Here is a 16,556-nt window from a genome sequence, read left to right as displayed (position 1 = left end):
CAACAGCCACCACATCCAAGCCTGCCAAACAGACCCGAACACAACCCATTAGGACTCCTTGAGGGAATCTGAGTCCGTGAAGGGGCCCCTCACGGACGGGCGGGCTCGCCGAGGGTCGTGAGGGGAACCCTGACGGAATCAGCGTCTGTGAAGGTGGCCCTCACGGACCGCCCGCGCTGCCAGGGTCAGGCGTTGCGGAGCAGGGCCGCGACCTTCTGTGGCTTGCGGGTGCTGAAGAGCCAGTACGGGGTGGGGTCCGCCGGGTCGGTGAGGGTCAGGCGGACGGCGGGGCCCACCCAGCCGCGGTGCAGGACGAAGGCGGCTGGGTCGCCGTCTCGGCCGAGGGCGTGTCGTTTGGCGTCTTTTTCGACGATGTCGATGTCGCCGACGTAGCGCAGGGGCAGGTGGGCGTCGCCTACCCAGAGTTCGGGGTCGTCGCCGCCGGTGATCTTGACTTTCGCCCGGCCCAGCGAGAGCAGCAGGGCGGCCATCACCGGCACCGCGATCGCCAGCGGGATCCACATCGGGATCGACGGGTAGCCCAGGTGGACCTCGACGCCTAGCAGGATCGCCCCGGCCATCGGCAGGGGCCAGCCCCACCACGGCAGGTAGAGCCGTTCGGAGTGTGCGACGACGCCCGTCGCGGCGGTGTTCACGCGGTCAGCCACGCATCAAGGGTAGTCTCGCCGCCCGTGTCCAGCGTTCAGGTCCTCCTCCAGCGGCTCGACCCCGATGTCCCGCCGCCCGCCTATGCCCGGCCCGGCGACGCCGGGGCCGATCTCGTCACCACCTCGGATATCGTGCTCGGGCCCGGCGAGCGCGGGGTCGTCGGCACCGGGGTCGCGATCGCGCTGCCCTCGGGGTACGCCGGGTTCGTGCATCCTCGCTCCGGGCTCGCGGCGCGCGTCGGATTGTCGGTGGTGAACACTCCCGGCACGATCGACTCGGGCTACCGCGGCGAGATCAAGGTCTGCCTCGTCAACCACGACCCGCGCGAGAAAATCGTGCTGGCGCGCGGCGACCGGATCGCGCAGCTGGTGATCCAGAGGGTGGAGCACGCGGTGTTCGCCGAGGTCGCCGAACTCGACGGGACCGAACGCGGCGCGGGAGGTTACGGCTCGACCGGCGGGCACGCCACACTGGCACCCGGCGCCGGAGACACCGGCGCGGGCACCGGGGAAGGAACGGAACGATAGTGGGGATTTTCGGACGCAAGCGCCGGTCCGGCGACGACGAGACCGGGGGCGTCGCGTCCCAGCGCGGCGAAGGCGTCGAAGCCGACGACTCGCTCGAGCCCGAGGACCAGCTTTCGGAAACGGCCGACGGGCCGTTCGACGCCGCGGAGGCGGAGGAAGACGGCATCCCGCGCATCGACCTCGGCTCGGTGCGCGTGCCGGTCCCCGACGGCTCTCAGGTGCAGGTCGAGATGGACCCGGAGGAAGGCGGCGTGCGAGCGGTGCACGTCGTGACGGAGATCGGGCAGGTCACCGTCAGCGCGTACGCGGCGCCGAAATCCGGCGGGCTCTGGCGCGAGGTGAGCAACGAACTCGCCGACCAGCTGCGCGCGGACGGCGCGAAGGTCAACGTCGGCCGCGGCGAATGGGGCATGGAACTGTCCGCGATCGTCGGCGACGTGGCCCTCCGGTTCGTCGGCGTGGACGGCCCGCGCTGGATGCTGCGCGGCGTCATCGCCGGCCCGCAGTCGACGGCTTCGCAGGCTCCCGAGGTGCTGCGGGCGATCGTGCGCCGCACCGTCGTGGACCGCGGCAACTCGCCGATGCCGGTGCGCACCCCGCTGCCCATCACGCTGCCGGACGCGGTCGCCCAGCACATCGCCGAGCAACAGGGCTGACCGCCCGCACGCCGGTTCCGTGCGGGGAACCCTGACGGACGCAGAAGTCCCTCGGGGTTCCCCTCACGGACGTTTGCGGAAGTGCCAGGGACTTAATCCGGGTGGCCTCAGCCCGGCCGGCCATCCGTAAAGGACACCTACGTCGACAGAATGCCCGATTAATGCCAGTATGACCGTTTCTTCAAGTCCGTGAGGGACTCCTTGAGGGAATCTGATTCCCTCAAGGAGTCCCTCACAGACGACACGCCCAGTTCCCGCCGCCTGCGCAGGCCCTGAGCAAGCCAGCCCGGTCCGCCGGCCGCTTCGGTCTTGGACGGACACGCCTCAGCCGAACCCATGGCGCCGCGCCGCCTTAAGTCCCTGGCGTTGGACGTTTGCGGTCCGTGAAGGGCCCCTTCACGGACTTGGATTCCCTCAAGGAGTCCTTCACGTCCCTCGAACCGACCGCAAAAACGCCAAAACGGTCGTCCGCCCCAGGGCTTCCGGGTCCCGGCCTACCGCGGCGAGCGTCGTCTCCCCGTACGACCCCTGGGGCAACGCCCGTGCCCACTCCCGGGCCACCTCCGCCGGATGGACGGGATCGTCCGAACACGCCCCGACGCCGGCCGGAACCTCCACGCCCCGCAACGCCTCCAGCGTCGGCGCGGCCCGCCCGGCAGCCACCCGCAGCCCGGCCTCCAGCCCGTCGCCGTGCCGCCGCCAAGCCCGCCCCAGCTCCGCCGCGAGCCACCCGGGGCTTCCCGCCGCGGCCTGCGCCACCGCACCCTCAACCCCCGCAGCGGCCACCAGATCCGCTGTGACCGTCGCAGCCAGCGCCGCGGGTGCTTGCCCGGATTCCCCGTTCCAAGCCGGGAGAGCCGCGAGCAGCCCCCCGCAACGCCCGGGATTCGCCACCGCCCACTCCGTCGCCAGATGCGCCCCGAACGAAATCCCGCCCGCCAGCACCGTCCCGTGCCGGTCAGCGAGACGGTCCAGCTCGGCAAGGAACCCCTCCGCGAGGCCCGCCCCGGGACGCGGCGCGGGCGTGATCAGCGGCACCCCGAGAGCGGCGAGCGGCCCGCCGAACACCGAGCGCACGAAGACCTCGTCGGAACCCGTCCCGGGCAGCAGGACGGCGGCCGGGAGCCGGATTGCGGACGTCACGTTGCGATCTTGCCCCAAACCCGTTTCCCTGGCTGGGACCACAGCTACGCTGGACACGCACGGGCCGAACGAAGTCGGGGGCCCCGGAGCACAGGAGCACACCATGTCCGCCAAGGACGGCGGCTACTTCAGCCGGTTGGTTCGCAAGCTGACCAGCGACGTCGAGGACCTCGACGCCGACGAGATGTCCGAGAGGTCGGGTGCCGAGGGCGCGCAGCGCGCCTGTGACTGCCGGTCCGGCGAAGAGGTGACTGTGCTCGGCAGGCTGCGCAGCGTCGAGCTGTCGCCCACCGACGGGCCCGCCTCGCTGCAGGCGGAGCTGTTCGACGGCACGCAGGGCGTGACGCTAATCTGGCTGGGCAGGCGCCGGATTCCCGGCATCGAGCCCGGCCGCACCGTCAAGGTGCGCGGCCGGATGGCCGAACGGGACGGGCAGAAGGTGCTCTACAACCCGTATTACGAACTCCAGAGCCCGGTAGGGTGATCAACGCTCGTGACTGAACCCGCTGCTCCCCGCGACGAGAAGGACGTGCCCGGAAAAGGGGACGAGCAAGAGCGGCAGCCGACGCTGATGGAGCAGATGGGCGGGGTTTCCGGCCTGTTCTATTCCTCGGTGCCGGTCATCGTGTTCGTGCTCCTGAACGCGTTCTTCGGGCTCACCGTGGCCATCTGGGGCTCGATCGGCAGCGCGGTGGCGATCACCGTCCTGCGCGTCGTGCGCAAGGAGCCGCTGCAGCCGGCCATCTCGGGGTTCTTCGGCGTCGCGATCGCGGCGTTCATCGCCTTCCGCACCGGGTCCGCGAAGGGGTTCTTCCTCTTCGGCATCTGGGCGAGCCTCGTGTACTGCGGCGTGTTCGTGGTGTCGGTGCTGGTGCGCTGGCCGCTGGCGGGCGTCGTCTGGAACGCGCTCAACGGCAAGGGCACCGCCTGGCGCAAGGACAAGCCGTCGCGCTACGGCTACGACGTAGCGACGCTCGCGATGGCGGTCATCTTCGCCGCCCGGTTCGTGGTGCAGCGGTGGCTGTACGACGGCGACCAGACCGGCTGGCTGGCGTTCGCCAAGATCGCGATGGGCTACCCGCTGTACGCGATCGGCCTGCTGGTGGTCGTCTGGGCGGTGCGCCGCTCCGACAAACGGCTGAAGGCGCTCGAAGAGGAAGAACCGGAGCCGGAAACCGACGCGCAAGTCGAAGCGCGGCTGCGGGAAAAGTACGCGCAGGCACCCACTCCTGAGACCTGATCCGACGCACGAAAAAGGGCGGGCCCACCGCGGGCCCGCCCTTTTCGCGTTGTCAGTAGCCCAGCGCCGTGCGGATCTCCGGTTCGACGTCCGAGGTCGCGACGAACAGCAGCTCGTCGCCCGCCTCCAGCGGGTCCTCCGGCTGCGGCACGATCACCCGGTCGCCGCGCAGGATGGTCACCAGCGCCGCGTCGCGCGGCAGCGCCAGCTCGCTCACCGGCTTGCCCGCCAGCGGCGTCTCCTCCGGCAGGGTGAGTTCCACCAGGTTCGCCTGCCCCTGCCGGAACGTCATGAGCCGCACCAGATCGCCGACGCTCACCGCCTCCTCGACCATCGCGGCGAGCATCCGCGGCGTCGACACGGCCACGTCGACGCCCCACGCGTCGGTGAACAGCCACTCGTTGGCCGGGTTGTTCACCCGCGCCACCACGCGGCGCACCGCGAACTCCGTCTTCGCCAGCAGCGACACCACGAGGTTGGCCTTGTCGTCGCCGCTCGCCGCGATCACGACGTCGCAGCGTTCGATGCCGGACTCCTCGAGGATCGACACCTCGCACGCGTCGCCGAGCACCCAGTCGGCCTGCGGAACGGACTCCGGCTCGAACTGGTTGGCGTCGCGCTCGATCAGCATGACCTGGTGGCGCCCGTCGATGAGTTCGGCAGCGATGGACTGCCCGACGGCTCCCGCGCCCGCGATCGCGACCCGCATCAGTTCTCCTCCTCGGGGGCGCGAGCGGCCAGGCTCGTCACGTCTCCGACGGTGCCCGAGCGCGCCGCCACCCACACGTCGTCGTCGGCCTGCACGACGGTTTTCGCGTCCGGCAGCACGGGGGTGCCGAAGCGCATCATGAACGCCACCCGCGCTCCGGTGGTGTCCTGCAGTTCGCGCACGCTGCGGCCGACCCAGCCCTCGTGCAGCGGCAGCTGCAGCAGCGCGACGTTGCCGGACGGGTCGCGCCACGCGGAGGCGACGCCGTCGGGCAGCAGGGTGCGCAGGAACCGGTCGGTCGTCCACGGCACGGTCGCGACGGTCGGGATGCCCAGCCGTTCGTACACCGCGGCGCGCTTGTGGTCGTAGATGCGCGCGACCACGTGCTCGATGCCGAAGTTCTCGCGCGCGACCCGCGCGGAGATGATGTTGGAATTGTCGCCGCTCGACACGGCCGCGAAGGCGCCCGCGCGCTCGATCCCGGCCTCGACGAGCACCCGGCGGTCGAAGCCCGCCCCGACGACCTGCTGGCCGTGGAAGTCGCTGCCCAGCCTGCGGAACGCCTGCTGGTTCTTGTCGATGACGGCCACCTCGTGGCCGAGCCGCTCCAGCGCCGCGGCCAGAGACGCGCCGACGCGGCCGCATCCCATGATCACCACGTGCACGCTTAGCCTCCTCGCAGGGGGTGGATGACCCGTCCGTGGGTACCCGTGGACACCAGCGCCGAACCTACCTTGCGCCCACCCGGTTACCTCCACCCTCCTCCCCTCCACCGCCCTCAGCGGAGGAGCTTCGCTCCGCTGTACATTCTGCAGGTGTCGAAGTTCCCGACAGTGCTGAAGCGGCTGGTCCTAGGGCGCCCGTTCCGCAGCGACCGTCTCGCCCACACCCTGTTGCCCAAGCGCATTGCGCTGCCCATTTTCGCCTCCGACGCGCTGTCCAGCGTGGCCTACGCGCCGGAGGAGATCTTCCTGACGCTGAGCGTCGCCGGCCTGTCCGCGTACGCCTTCGCGCCGTGGATCGGGGTGGCGGTCGCGCTGGTCATGCTGGTCGTCGTCGCGTCGTACCGGCAGAACGTGCACGCGTATCCGAGCGGCGGCGGCGACTACGAGGTCGCGAACACCAACCTCGGCGGGAAGTTCGGCCTCACCGTGGCGAGCGCGCTGCTGGTCGACTACGTGCTGACCGTCGCGGTGTCCACTTCGTCCGGTGTCGCCAACATCGGCTCGGCGATTCCGTGGGTGGCCAACCACAAGGTGCTCGCCTCGATCGTGATCGTGGCCGTGCTGACCGCGCTCAATCTGCGCGGTGTGCGCGAATCGGGCAAAGCGTTCGCGATCCCCACCTACGGCTTCATCGCCGGCATCCTGCTGATGGTCGTCTGGGGGCTGTTCCAGGCCGCCACCGGCACCGAGATGCGCGCCGAGAGCGCGGGCTTCACGCTGCACGAGGAAGGCAACTGGGCGGGCATCGCGTTCGTGTTCCTGATCCTGCGGTCGTTCTCGTCCGGCGCGGCGGCGCTGACCGGGGTCGAGGCGATCAGCAACGGCGTGCCCGCGTTCCGCAAGCCGAAGTCGAAGAACGCGGCCACGACGCTGCTGCTGATGGGCGTGCTGGCGGTGACGATGCTCGTCGGCATCATCACGCTCGCGATCGTGACGAAGGTGAACTTCGCCGAGGACCCGGCGCGGCAGCTGGCCGGCGCGCCCGCGGGCTACGAGCAGAAGACGATCGTCGCCCAGATCGCGCACGCGGTGTTCGAGAACTTCCCGCCCGCGTTCTACTACATCTCGTTCTCCACCGGCATCATCCTGCTGCTGGCCGCGAACACCGCGTTCAACGGCTTCCCGGTGCTCGGCTCGATCCTCGCCCAGGACCGCTACCTGCCGCGGCAGCTGCACACGCGCGGCGACCGGCTGGCCTTCTCCAACGGCATCCTGTTCCTCGCGATCTTCGCGCTGCTGCTGATCATCGCGTTCGACGCGGAAGTCACCCGGCTGATCCAGCTGTACATCGTGGGCGTGTTCGTGTCGTTCACGGTGAGCCAGGCGGGCATGATCCGGCACTGGAACCGGTTGCTGGCCAAGGAGACCGACCCGGCGGCGCGGCGGCGGATGCGCCGTTCGCAGACGGTGAACGCGATCGGCCTCACCATGACCGGCACCGTGCTGGTGATCGTGCTGATCACCAAGTTCCTGCTCGGCGCGTGGATCGCGATCGCCGCGATGGTGGCGATTTTCGCGCTGATGACGGCGATCCGGAAGCACTACGACCGGGTGTCGGAGGAACTCAAGGACATGGGCGACGCGCCTACGGTGCTGCCCTCGCGCAACCACGCCATCGTGCTGGTGTCCAAACTGCACCGGCCGACGCTGCGCGCGCTGGCCTACGCCAAGGCGATGCGCCCGGACGTGCTCGAAGCGGTCACGGTCAACGTGGACGACGCCGACACCCGCGCGCTGACCCAGGAATGGGAAGCGCACAAGTTCAAGGTGCCGCTGAAGGTCGTCGAATCGCCGTACCGGGAAATCACCAAGCCGGTGCTCGATTACGTGAAGCGGGTCCGCGGCGCCAACCCGCGCGACGTGGTCACCGTGTTCATCCCGGAGTACGTCGTGGGGCACTGGTGGGAGCAGGTGCTGCACAACCAGAGTGCGTTGCGGCTCAAGGGACGGCTGCTGTTCCAGCCGGGCGTGGTCGTGGCGAGCGTGCCGTGGCAGCTGGAGTCGTCGCAGAAAGCCGCCGCGCGCATGCGCAAGGCGCGCCCGTCGGCCGGCGACGTCCGGCGCGGGTTCACGCCCACGACACCTCGTCCCGCGGACACCCCGAAGCCAGCCCCTGCGACAAAGGAATCTTCAGAATGAGCGACAGCTGGCTAGGCCGCGTACTGGAACTGGAAGTCGGTCCGGTCGCGCACGGCGGGCACTGTGTGTCGCGTGTGGACGGACGAGTGCTGTTCGTGCGGCACGCGCTTCCCGGCGAACGCGTGCGGGCCGAGGTGACCGAGGACAAGGGCGGCTCGTTCTGCCGCGCCGACGCGATCGAGGTGCTCAGCGGGTCCGAGCATCGCGTGACGCCGCCGTGCCCGCTCGCCGCGCCGGGCGGCTGCGGCGGCTGCGACTGGCAGCACGCCGAACCGGCCTACCAGCGTGCGCTGAAGGCCGCGGTGGTGGCCGAACAGCTGCAGCGGCTCGCGGGCATCACGCGCGAGGTGGTCGTGGAACCGCTCGAGGGCGGTCCGCTCGGCTGGCGCAGCCGGGTGCGGCTCGTCGCCGGCCGCGACGGGCAGGCGGGGCTGCGGGCGCACCACAGCCACCGCGTCATCCCCATCGACGATTGCCCGATCGCGGTGCCGGGATCGCTCGACGCCGCGCTGAGCAAGCGCTGGCGGCCGGGTGTCGAACTGGAAACGACCTGCGACGGCGAAAACCACCTCCACCTGCGCGAACTCGCCACCGTGCGCGGGCGCACCCAGGGCAAGCAGCTGTCCGGCGGCATGGCGGTCCAGCACGCGGCCGGACGGGACTGGCGGCTCGACGCGCACGGCTTCTGGCAGGTCCACCCGCAGGCCGCGGACACGCTCGCGCAGCTCGTGCGGGAGTGGGCGGACGCACCGCTCGGCGGGGTCGCCTGGGATCTGTACGCCGGAGTCGGGCTGTTCGCGTCGGTGCTGGCCGAGCAGGTCGGCCCGGACGGCCAGGTGCTGGCGATCGAATCCGGACGGCGCGCGGTGTCCGACGGTGAGCGCAATCTCGCTGACCTGCCGCAGGTCAGCTGGCGTTCCGGGCGGGTGGAACACCTCATCGAGGACGCGCCGACGCCGGTCGACGTGGTGGTGCTCGACCCGCCGCGCAAGGGCGCGGGCCGCGCCGTCGTGAACGCGATCGCGGCCGGCGAACCGGACCGGATCGTCTATGTCGCTTGCGATCCGGCCGCGCTGGCGCGGGACGTGCAGTTCTTCGCCGAGCACGGGTACTCGCTGACGGATCTGCGGGCGTTCGACGCGTTCCCGATGACGCATCACGTGGAGTGCGTCGCGCTGCTGCAGTGACTTTATCGGGACCGCTGGACATTCGCGGCCGCGGCGAATCCCGTCGCGGCCAAGACGAGGCCGGAGGCCAGCAGCACCCACGCCCCGGCCGCGGGCCGCACGTCGGCGGCCGGGATGAGCCGGTTCGCGCCGGGGAGCGTGATCACTAGGTAGTGCACCAGGATTCCGGCGACCGCGATGCCGGCCAGGGACGCGAAGGCCAGTGGTTCGGCTCGGCGCTGGCGCAGGGTCAGGACGGCCAGCGCGAACGCGAGCGCCAAGGCCGCGGCGCAGACCAGCCGGAGGCCGAGGTCCAGGTCGGGTTCCAGGCCGCCCAGCGGCAGCCGCGACGGCAGGTAGTGCGCGGACGGCAGGGCGAGCCCGGCGCCGCCGCCCACCGCGGCGGTCGCCCCGGCCCACGCGAGCGCTCGAATGCTTGCCACGCAAGGAAGTCTACGTTGCTTGGCGGTGGTTTTCGCCCGGTTCGGGGATGTTCGCGGTGCTCCGGTGGCGGCTCGGAGCACAGCTTGGCGTCCCGGCTGCGGCTTGCGTCCGATTGCTTGCGGCGCAACGGAATCCGCGGCAGACCATGGCTTGCGCTCCGCCGGGCGATGGTGACTGTTGGTAACGATTCGGTTACTCAAGAACCTCAGCGCTCTCGCTGGCGACTTACCTGGTGCGCACCGCGGAAGGTGCGCTTCGGCAGCCGCCGGAACACGAAGCGAGGGGCGGACATGATTCTGCGCAGGATGCTGGCAGCGGCACGAGCACTGGTGACGGGCGGGCGGGTGGTCGTGCCCGCTGGGACCCGACCACCCGCCCGAAGATCAGCCCCGGTCTTCCTTGAGCATGTCCGCGCACTTCTCGCCGATCGCCATCGTCGTGATGCACGGGTTCACGGTCACGAGGAACGGCATCGCGGACGCATCGGCCACGCGCAGGCCGTCGACGCCGCGGACGCGCAGCCGCTCGTCCAGCACCGCCTCGGGGTCGCCGTTCGCGCCCATCCGGGCCGTGCACGCCGGGTGGTACACGGTGTTGTGGGTTTTGCGGAGGTAGTCGGCGATCTCGTCGTCGGTCGTGCAGTCGCGGCCCGGCGCGAGTTCCACGCCCGCCCATTCGTCGAGCGCGGGCTGGGCGGCGATCTCGCGGGCGAGCTTCACGCCGTAGGTCATCACCCGCATGTCGTACTCGTCGGTGAAGTAGCGCGGGTCCACCCGGGGCTTGTCGCGGAAGTCGCGGGTGCGGAGCCGCACCGTGCCCCGCGATCGGCTGCGGGTCACGTTCGGCGTGAGGCAGAAGCCGTTCTCGGTGGTCGGGTAGCCGTGCCGGACGGTGTTCATGTCGAACGGGACCGAGCCGTAGTGGAACATCAGGTCCGGGCGGTCCAGGCCGTCCTCGGTCATGGTGAAGATGCCGATTTCCCACCACTGCGTGGATTCGGTGACCATGGGCTGCAGGGCGTCCCACATCACCAGGCCCTCGGGGTGGTCCTCGAGGTTCGAGCCGACGCCCGGCGAGTCCACGAGCACCTCGACGCCGACCTCGCGCAGGTGCTCCGCGGGCCCGATGCCGGACAGCATCAGCAGCTTCGGCGTGTCGATCGCGCCGGAGCTCACCACCACCTCGCGGCGGGCGGTGACCGTGCTGTGGTGGATCAGGTCCGGGTCCAGCACCTCGACGCCGGTGCAGCGGCGGCCGTCGAACACCAGCCGCTTCGCCCGCGCGCCGGTGCGGATCTCCAGGTTGGGCCGTTTGCCCATGATCGGGTGCAGATAGGACACCGACGCCGAAGACCGGGTGCCGTCCTCGCGGGCGTTGATCTGGAACCAGTTCGCGCCGTGGGTCACGGTCTTGCCGGAGTTGAACTCGGTCGTCGGGATGCCCGCCTGGTCGCACGCGGACAGCAGCGCCGCGCCCGCCGGGTCGTTCGGCGGCACCGAGCGGATGGTGACCGGGCCGGAGCGGCCGTGGTGGTCGCCGGGGCCGTCGTTGGTCTCCAGCCGTTGGTACAGCGGGAAAACGTCCTTGGCGGACCAGCCGGGCAGGCCCGAGGACGCCCATTCGTCGAGGTCCTCGGCCGGTGCCCAGAACGCGATGCACGAGTTGTGCGACGAGCAGCCGCCGAGCACCTTGGCGCGGGCCTGGCGCAGGTAGGAGTTGCCCGCTTCCTGCGGCTCCACCAGGTAGTCCCAGTCGTAGCCGGATTCCAGCAGGCCCATCCACCGGGTCAGCTCCAGCACCTCCGGCACGTCCGTGTCGGACGGTCCGGCCTCGAGGAGGCAGACCGTCACGTCCGGATCCTCGGACAGCCGGGCGGCCACCACCGATCCGGCCGTGCCGCCGCCGACCACCACGTAGTCGAACTCGCTTGTGCTCACCGGGAAACCTCCTCGTCGGGCGCGGCGGGGGCGGCGGCGTGGTCCGCCAGCACCCCGACCTTGTGCCGTTGCACGAACCAGTAATAGGCGAAGCCGCCGGCCGCGAAGACGCCGACGAACAACACCGAAATCCACTTCAGGTACCAGTGGAAGGGAGGGGCCGCGTTGTAGATCTCGTTGCGGGGCCAGGCCAGGTTGACCGTCATCGCGCCGCCCCACAGCACCGCGATCACGTTCACCGGGAGGCCCCAGCGGCCGAGGGAGAACCGGCCTGCCGGGGCGCCCTCGCGCGGCCAGCGCCCGCGCAGCCTGCGGATCAGCATCGGCACGGTCACCAGCAGGTAGGACAGGTAGATCAGGATGATCGCGAGGCTGGTGACCGCCGAGAAGATCTGCGTGGAGTTGATGTTCAGCACCAGCAGCGCGACCGCGAGCACGCCGATCACGATCGCGGGCAGCACCGGCGTTCCGGTCTTCTTGTTGACCCGCGCCAGTTTCCGGCCGCCCGGGAGCGCGTTGTCCCGTGCCATCGCGAAGGCGATCCGGATCGCCGCGGTGTGCACCGCCAGCACGCACACCGTGATCGCGATGAACACGACGAACAGGAACACCCGCCCGATGGCCGGGCCGAGCGCGTCGGTGAGCACGTACTGCAGGCCGACCGTGCCGAGTTCCGGCGCGTTGATGTTGCCGACGGCCATGAGCGCGAACAGGATGATCAGCCCGCCCAGCACGAAGGAGGCGACCAGCGCGCGCAGGATCGCCTTCGGCGCGTTGCGGTGCGGGTTCAGGGATTCCTCGCCGAGCGAGGCCGCGGTGTCGAAGCCGTACATCACGTAGGAGGAGGCGATGCCCGCGATCAGGAACGCGCCCAGGTAGCCGGACGAGTGCCCGGCCTCGGTGCCGTTCGTCTCGGTCACCACTGACGGGCCACGCACGAAGTGGAACGCCAGGAACACCACCAGCAGCACCGCGAACAGCAGTTCCACGAACACGCCCGCGCTGTTGATCCGTGCCATCAGCTTCACGCCGAACGCGTTGATCAGCGTCGTGAACACGATCAGCACGGTGGCCAGCAGCACGCCGTTGGCCGCGTCGCTGGTGCCCGTCCCGTCGCCGATGAACTGGAAGAACGACGTGATCTGCGGCAGCGTCCGCTGGTAGGCGAGCGCGGTCGCGGAGATCGAGACGATCGAGGCCAGCAGCATCATCCAGCCGGCCATCCACGCGATGTGCGGGTTGCTGAGCTTCTTCGCCCAGTTGTAGACCGACCCGGCGACCGGGTACTGCGCGGCCAGTTCGGCGAAGCAGAGCGCCACCATCAGCTGCCCGACGAACACCGCGGGCCAGGACCACCAGTAGGCGGGCCCGCCCTCGGACAGGCCCAGATAGGAGAGCTGGAACACCCCCGTCAGCACCGAGATGTAGCTGATGCCCGCGGCGAAGGTGTGGAAACTGCCGAGCGTTCTCTTGAGCTGGTTGGTGTAGCCGAATTCGCCGAGTTCGCGATCGCCGGTGTCGCTCAAGGGCACGGATCCTTTCGGTGGGGGAGGGGGATCAGCCGGAGAACCAGTGCTGGGGACCGGGCTTCAGGTTCTGGTGGATGTGCTTGACCTCGGTGTATTCCGCGAGGCCGGTCGGGCCGAGTTCGCGGCCGAAGCCGGACTGCTTGTAGCCGCCCCATTCGGCCTGCGGCAGGTACGGGTGGTAGTCGTTGATCCACACCGTGCCGTGCCGGAGCCGGTTCGCGACGCGCTGGGCGCGGGCGGCATCCTGGGTGAACACGCCGCCGGCCAGGCCGTAGTGGGTGTCGTTGGCGATGCGGACCGCGTCGTCCTCGTCGGTGAACGTCTCCACGGTCAGCACCGGGCCGAAGGACTCTTCGACGACCGCGGTGCTGCCCTGCTGGACGTTGTCGAGGATCGTCGGCAGGTAGTAGAAGCCGTCCTGCAGCGCCGGGTCGTCCGGGCGCTTGCCGCCGGTGCGCAGGACCGCGCCCTCCTCGATGGCGGTGGCGACGTAGCGTTCCACCTTCTCGCGGTGCGCGGCGGAGATGAGCGGCCCGGTCTCGGCGTTCTCGTCGAACGGCCCGCCGAGGCGGATCCGCTCCGCGCGGCGCACGAGTTCGTCGACGAACTCGTCGTGCCATTCCCGCTGGACGATCAGCCGCGCGCCGGCCGAGCAGACCTGGCCCGAATGGAGGAACACCGCGGTGAGCGCGTAGTCGACGGCGGTCTCGAAGTCCGCGTCGGCGAACACCACGTTCGGGTTCTTGCCGCCGAGTTCGAGCGCGACCTTCTTGACCGTCGCCGCCGCGTTCGCCGCGATCACCCGTCCGGTGGCCAGCCCGCCGGTGAACGACACGAGGTCGACGTCCGGGTGCTCCGACAGCGGGGCGCCTGCCGCCGGGCCCGCGCCGAGCACCAGGTTCGCCACTCCGCCGGGCAGCCCGGCCTCGGCGAGCAGCCGCATGAACAGGATCGAGGTGTGCGGCGTCAGCTCGCTCGGCTTGAGCACGAACGTGTTGCCCGCGGCCAGCGCCGGGGCGATCTTCCACACCGTCTGCAGCAGCGGGTAGTTCCACGGGGTGATGAGGCCGCACACGCCGACCGGTTCGTGCACGATCCGGCTGAACGAGTCCGCGCTGCCGGTGTCCACGACCCGGCCCGCGTCGTTGCCCGCGAGCTTGCCGAAATACCGCAGGCAGGCGGCGATGTCGCTCATGTCGTAGCGGCTCTCCACCAGGCGTTTGCCGGTGTCGAGCGATTCGGCGCGGGCGAACGCCTCCGCGTCGCGGTCCAGCAGGTCGGCCGCGCGCAGCAGCAGGTTGCCGCGTTCGCCGGCCGGCGTGGCAGGCCACGGTCCGGTGTCGAACGCCCGGCGTGCCGCGGCGATGGCGGCCTCAGTGTCTTCCGCGGTCGCTTCGGCGACTTCGGCGACCAGGCTGCCGTCCGCGGGACACCGGATCTCGCGTCGCCCGCCCGCGCGCGCGTCCACCCATTCGCCGCCGATGTACAAGTCAGCCATGGAGTCCTCTCGAGGTCGGGGGTCCGTCCGGGATTATCACGGCCACGCGGGGTGACCGCGACTTGACCGACCGGCCTCGTGATCTTCCCCGCTCGTGGAGTTGCGTTCCGGGCGGGCCTGTGATCCGGGACGCGGGCGGCCGGACCGAGGTGGCGGCCGTCCGTAGACTGGCCGGAACCGGCGGAGGAAGAAAACGGACGGGGTGGAGCGGTGACCATGCTGGACTCGGTGCACGGACCGGCGGACCTGAAGCGCATGAGCGTCGAGGACCTCGGCGAGCTGGCGGCCGAGATCAGGGACTTCCTCGTGGACAAGGTCCGCCGCAGCGGCGGGCACCTCGGCCCCAACCTCGGCGTCGTCGAGCTGACGCTGGCGCTGCACCGCGTGTTCGACTCGCCGCGCGACGCGATCGTGTGGGACGTCGGGCACCAGGCGTACGTGCACAAGATCGTCACCGGGCGGCACGACCAGTTCGACAAGCTGCGCCAGCAGGGCGGGCCCGCCGGGTACCCGTGCCGGAGCGAGAGCGAGCACGACCTGGTGGAGAGCAGCCACGCGTCCTCCGCACTGTCCTATGTGGACGGAATGGCGAAGGCGTTCGAGCTGTCCGGCGGCCCGCGCAGGCACGCGATCGCGGTGGTCGGCGACGGCGCGCTCACCGGCGGCATGTGCTGGGAGGCGCTCAACAACATCGCCGGGCGCAGGGACCGCCCGGTCGTGATCGTCGTCAACGACAACGGCCGGTCGTACTCGCCGACCATCGGCGGGATGGCCGACCACCTGGCGTCGCTGCGGCTGCAGCCGGGCTACGAGCGGCTGCTCGACGGCGGGCGCGAGCTGCTGCGCAGCACCCCGGTCGTGGGCAAGCCGATCTACGCCGCGCTGCACGCGGCCAAGGCGGGCATCAAGGACGCGCTGAGCCCGCAGGTGATGTTCTCCGACCTCGGCCTGAAGTACCTCGGCCCGGTCGACGGCCACGACTTGGCGGCGCTGGAGAAGGCGTTCCAGAGCGCGCGGGCGTTCGGCGGCTCGGTGATCGTGCACGTGGTGACCGAAAAGGGCCACGGCTACGCGCCCGCGGTGAACCACCAGGCCGACCAGATGCACCAGACCGACCCGATCGACCCGGAGACCGGGCTGCCGCCGGTGAAGGGCCCCAGCTGGACCGGCGTGTTCGGCGACGAGCTGGCGAAGATCGGCGAGGAGCGCGAGGACATCGTGGCCATCACCGCCGCGATGCTGCGCTCGACCGGGCTGGAGAAGTTCTCCGAGCGCTTCCCGGACCGCTGGTTCGACGTCGGCATCGCCGAACAGCACGCGGTGACGTCCGCCGCGGGCCTCGCGATGGGCGGCTGCCATCCGGTCGTCGCGCTGTACTCGACGTTCCTGAACCGGGCGTTCGACCAGGTGCTGATGGACGTCGCACTGCACCGCCAGCCGGTGACCCTCGTGCTGGACCGGGCGGGCATCACCGGCCCGGACGGCCCGAGCCACCACGGCATGTGGGACCTGTCGCTGCTGGGCATGGTGCCGGGCATGCGCGTGGCCGCCCCGCGTGACCCGGGGACCCTGCGCGAAGAACTGCGCGAAGCGGTCGCGGTCCAGGACGGCCCGACCGCACTGCGCTTCTCGAAGGGCAGTGTCGGCCCGGACGTCCCCGCGGTGGAGCGCATCGGCACGGTCGACCTGTTGCGCCGCCCCTCGGGTTCGACGGACGTGCTGCTGGTCGCGGTGGGTCCGTTCGCGCAGCTGGCGCTGTCGGCCGCGGACCGTTTGGCGGACCAGGGCATCGGCGTGACGGTCGCGGACCCGCGCTGGGTGGTGCCGGTCCCGGCGGAGCTGGTCGCGCTGGCGGAACAGCACAAACTCGTGGTGACGGTCGAAGACAGCGGCCGGCACGGCGGCTTCGGCTCGGCGCTGGCGGCGGTCCTGCGGGACGCCGAATGCGACGTCCCGCTGCGCGACCTCGCGGTGCCGCAGGCATTCCACGACCACGGAACCCGCGCCGAGGTGCTGGACCGGATCGGCCTGACCGCCCAGGACGTCGCGCGCCGCATCACGGAATGGGCCTCGGGACGGCTCGGGGCGGACGTGGAGGAGACCGCTCAGGAGAAGCCGCGCGCCTGAGCGGACCAGGCGGAAGCCTCGCGCCCGAGCGCGTAAAGGGCGGGTTC

General features: G+C 70.6%; 15 protein-coding genes. 7 read left to right on the top strand and 8 right to left on the bottom strand.

Going from position 1 to position 16,556, the window contains the following annotated elements; genetic code table 11:
- Nucleotides 1-185: 185 nt before the first annotated feature.
- Nucleotides 186-668, bottom strand: a complete 483-nt coding sequence (locus ACFSVL_RS40785; protein ID WP_378312557.1) for a DUF3093 domain-containing protein — start codon at nt 666-668, stop codon at nt 186-188.
- Nucleotides 669-692: 24 nt separating this feature from the next.
- Here ACFSVL_RS40785 and dut point away from each other — a divergent pair, with 24 nt between their 5' ends.
- Nucleotides 693-1,196, top strand: a complete 504-nt coding sequence (dut, locus tag ACFSVL_RS40780; protein ID WP_378312556.1) for a dUTP diphosphatase — start codon at nt 693-695, stop codon at nt 1,194-1,196.
- On the top strand, nt 1,196-1,852 hold the full coding sequence (locus ACFSVL_RS40775) for a DUF3710 domain-containing protein (protein WP_378312554.1): 657 nt from the start codon (nt 1,196-1,198) through the stop codon (nt 1,850-1,852). Before dut ends, ACFSVL_RS40775 begins: the two co-directional genes overlap by 1 nt.
- 426 nt (nt 1,853-2,278) lie before the next feature.
- On the opposite strand, the gene ACFSVL_RS40770 is transcribed toward ACFSVL_RS40775, so the two are convergent.
- On the bottom strand, nt 2,279-2,995 hold the full coding sequence (locus ACFSVL_RS40770; RefSeq protein WP_378312552.1) for an alpha/beta fold hydrolase: 717 nt from the start codon (nt 2,993-2,995) through the stop codon (nt 2,279-2,281).
- A 103-nt stretch (nt 2,996-3,098) separates the two neighbouring features.
- Between ACFSVL_RS40770 and ACFSVL_RS40765 the strand changes: the two genes are divergently transcribed.
- Nucleotides 3,099-3,479 (top strand): OB-fold nucleic acid binding domain-containing protein, encoded by a 381-nt coding sequence (locus ACFSVL_RS40765; protein ID WP_009075573.1) that lies wholly within the window; start codon nt 3,099-3,101, stop codon nt 3,477-3,479.
- Nucleotides 3,480-3,488: 9 nt separating this feature from the next.
- Complete coding sequence (locus ACFSVL_RS40760) at nt 3,489-4,235, top strand: DUF3159 domain-containing protein (protein ID WP_378312550.1); 747 nt, start codon at nt 3,489-3,491, stop codon at nt 4,233-4,235.
- 52 nt (nt 4,236-4,287) lie between these two features.
- On the opposite strand, the gene ACFSVL_RS40755 is transcribed toward ACFSVL_RS40760, so the two are convergent.
- Both ACFSVL_RS40755 and ACFSVL_RS40750 read right to left on the bottom strand, forming a co-directional pair.
- The gene (locus ACFSVL_RS40755) at nt 4,288-4,944 is read right to left on the bottom strand and encodes a potassium channel family protein (RefSeq protein ID WP_378312548.1); all 657 of its coding nucleotides are present in this window, start codon (nt 4,942-4,944) and stop codon (nt 4,288-4,290) included.
- Entirely contained in the window at nt 4,944-5,609 is a 666-nt protein-coding gene (locus ACFSVL_RS40750) for a potassium channel family protein (protein ID WP_378312547.1), read from the bottom strand. The genes ACFSVL_RS40755 and ACFSVL_RS40750 overlap by 1 nt, the downstream gene beginning before the upstream one ends.
- 150 nt (nt 5,610-5,759) lie before the next feature.
- Between ACFSVL_RS40750 and ACFSVL_RS40745 the strand changes: the two genes are divergently transcribed.
- Both ACFSVL_RS40745 and ACFSVL_RS40740 read left to right on the top strand, forming a co-directional pair.
- The gene (locus tag ACFSVL_RS40745) at nt 5,760-7,808 is read left to right on the top strand and encodes an APC family permease (RefSeq protein ID WP_378312545.1); all 2,049 of its coding nucleotides are present in this window, start codon (nt 5,760-5,762) and stop codon (nt 7,806-7,808) included.
- Nucleotides 7,805-8,995 (top strand): class I SAM-dependent RNA methyltransferase, encoded by a 1,191-nt coding sequence (locus tag ACFSVL_RS40740; protein WP_378312543.1) that lies wholly within the window; start codon nt 7,805-7,807, stop codon nt 8,993-8,995. The genes ACFSVL_RS40745 and ACFSVL_RS40740 overlap by 4 nt, the downstream gene beginning before the upstream one ends.
- Nucleotides 8,996-8,997: 2 nt before the next feature.
- Here the strand turns inward: ACFSVL_RS40740 and ACFSVL_RS40735 are convergent, their stop codons facing one another.
- The 4 genes from ACFSVL_RS40735 to ACFSVL_RS40720 all read right to left on the bottom strand — a co-directional run bounded on the left by ACFSVL_RS40735 (nt 8,998) and on the right by ACFSVL_RS40720 (nt 14,382).
- Nucleotides 8,998-9,417, bottom strand: a complete 420-nt coding sequence (locus ACFSVL_RS40735) for a hypothetical protein (RefSeq protein WP_378312541.1) — start codon at nt 9,415-9,417, stop codon at nt 8,998-9,000.
- 384 nt (nt 9,418-9,801) lie between these two features.
- On the bottom strand, nt 9,802-11,355 hold the full coding sequence (locus ACFSVL_RS40730; RefSeq protein ID WP_378312539.1) for a GMC family oxidoreductase: 1,554 nt from the start codon (nt 11,353-11,355) through the stop codon (nt 9,802-9,804).
- Nucleotides 11,352-12,881, bottom strand: a complete 1,530-nt coding sequence (locus ACFSVL_RS40725; protein ID WP_378312537.1) for an APC family permease — start codon at nt 12,879-12,881, stop codon at nt 11,352-11,354. The genes ACFSVL_RS40730 and ACFSVL_RS40725 overlap by 4 nt, the downstream gene beginning before the upstream one ends.
- A gap of 31 nt (nt 12,882-12,912) precedes the next feature.
- Complete coding sequence (locus ACFSVL_RS40720; protein ID WP_378312535.1) at nt 12,913-14,382, bottom strand: aldehyde dehydrogenase family protein; 1,470 nt, start codon at nt 14,380-14,382, stop codon at nt 12,913-12,915.
- 210 nt (nt 14,383-14,592) lie between these two features.
- Here ACFSVL_RS40720 and dxs point away from each other — a divergent pair, with 210 nt between their 5' ends.
- The gene (gene dxs / locus ACFSVL_RS40715) at nt 14,593-16,509 is read left to right on the top strand and encodes a 1-deoxy-D-xylulose-5-phosphate synthase (protein ID WP_378312533.1); all 1,917 of its coding nucleotides are present in this window, start codon (nt 14,593-14,595) and stop codon (nt 16,507-16,509) included.
- The last annotated feature ends 47 nt before the right edge of the window (nt 16,510-16,556 follow it).

Source organism: Amycolatopsis silviterrae (assembly GCF_042684085.1).
In the GTDB taxonomy this organism is placed as follows: Bacteria; Actinomycetota; Actinomycetes; order Mycobacteriales; family Pseudonocardiaceae; genus Amycolatopsis; species Amycolatopsis silviterrae.
This window is presented reverse-complemented; position numbering and strand designations above follow the sequence as displayed.

Coding starts and splice junctions, on each gene's coding strand:
- ACFSVL_RS40765 (WP_009075573.1), top strand. CDS start 3,099: ATGTCCGCCAAGGACGGCGGCTACTTCAGCCGGTTGGTTCGCAAGCTG.
- ACFSVL_RS40755 (WP_378312548.1), bottom strand. CDS start 4,944: ATGCGGGTCGCGATCGCGGGCGCGGGAGCCGTCGGGCAGTCCATCGCT.
- ACFSVL_RS40740 (WP_378312543.1), top strand. CDS start 7,805: ATGAGCGACAGCTGGCTAGGCCGCGTACTGGAACTGGAAGTCGGTCCG.
- ACFSVL_RS40720 (WP_378312535.1), bottom strand. CDS start 14,382: ATGGCTGACTTGTACATCGGCGGCGAATGGGTGGACGCGCGCGCGGGC.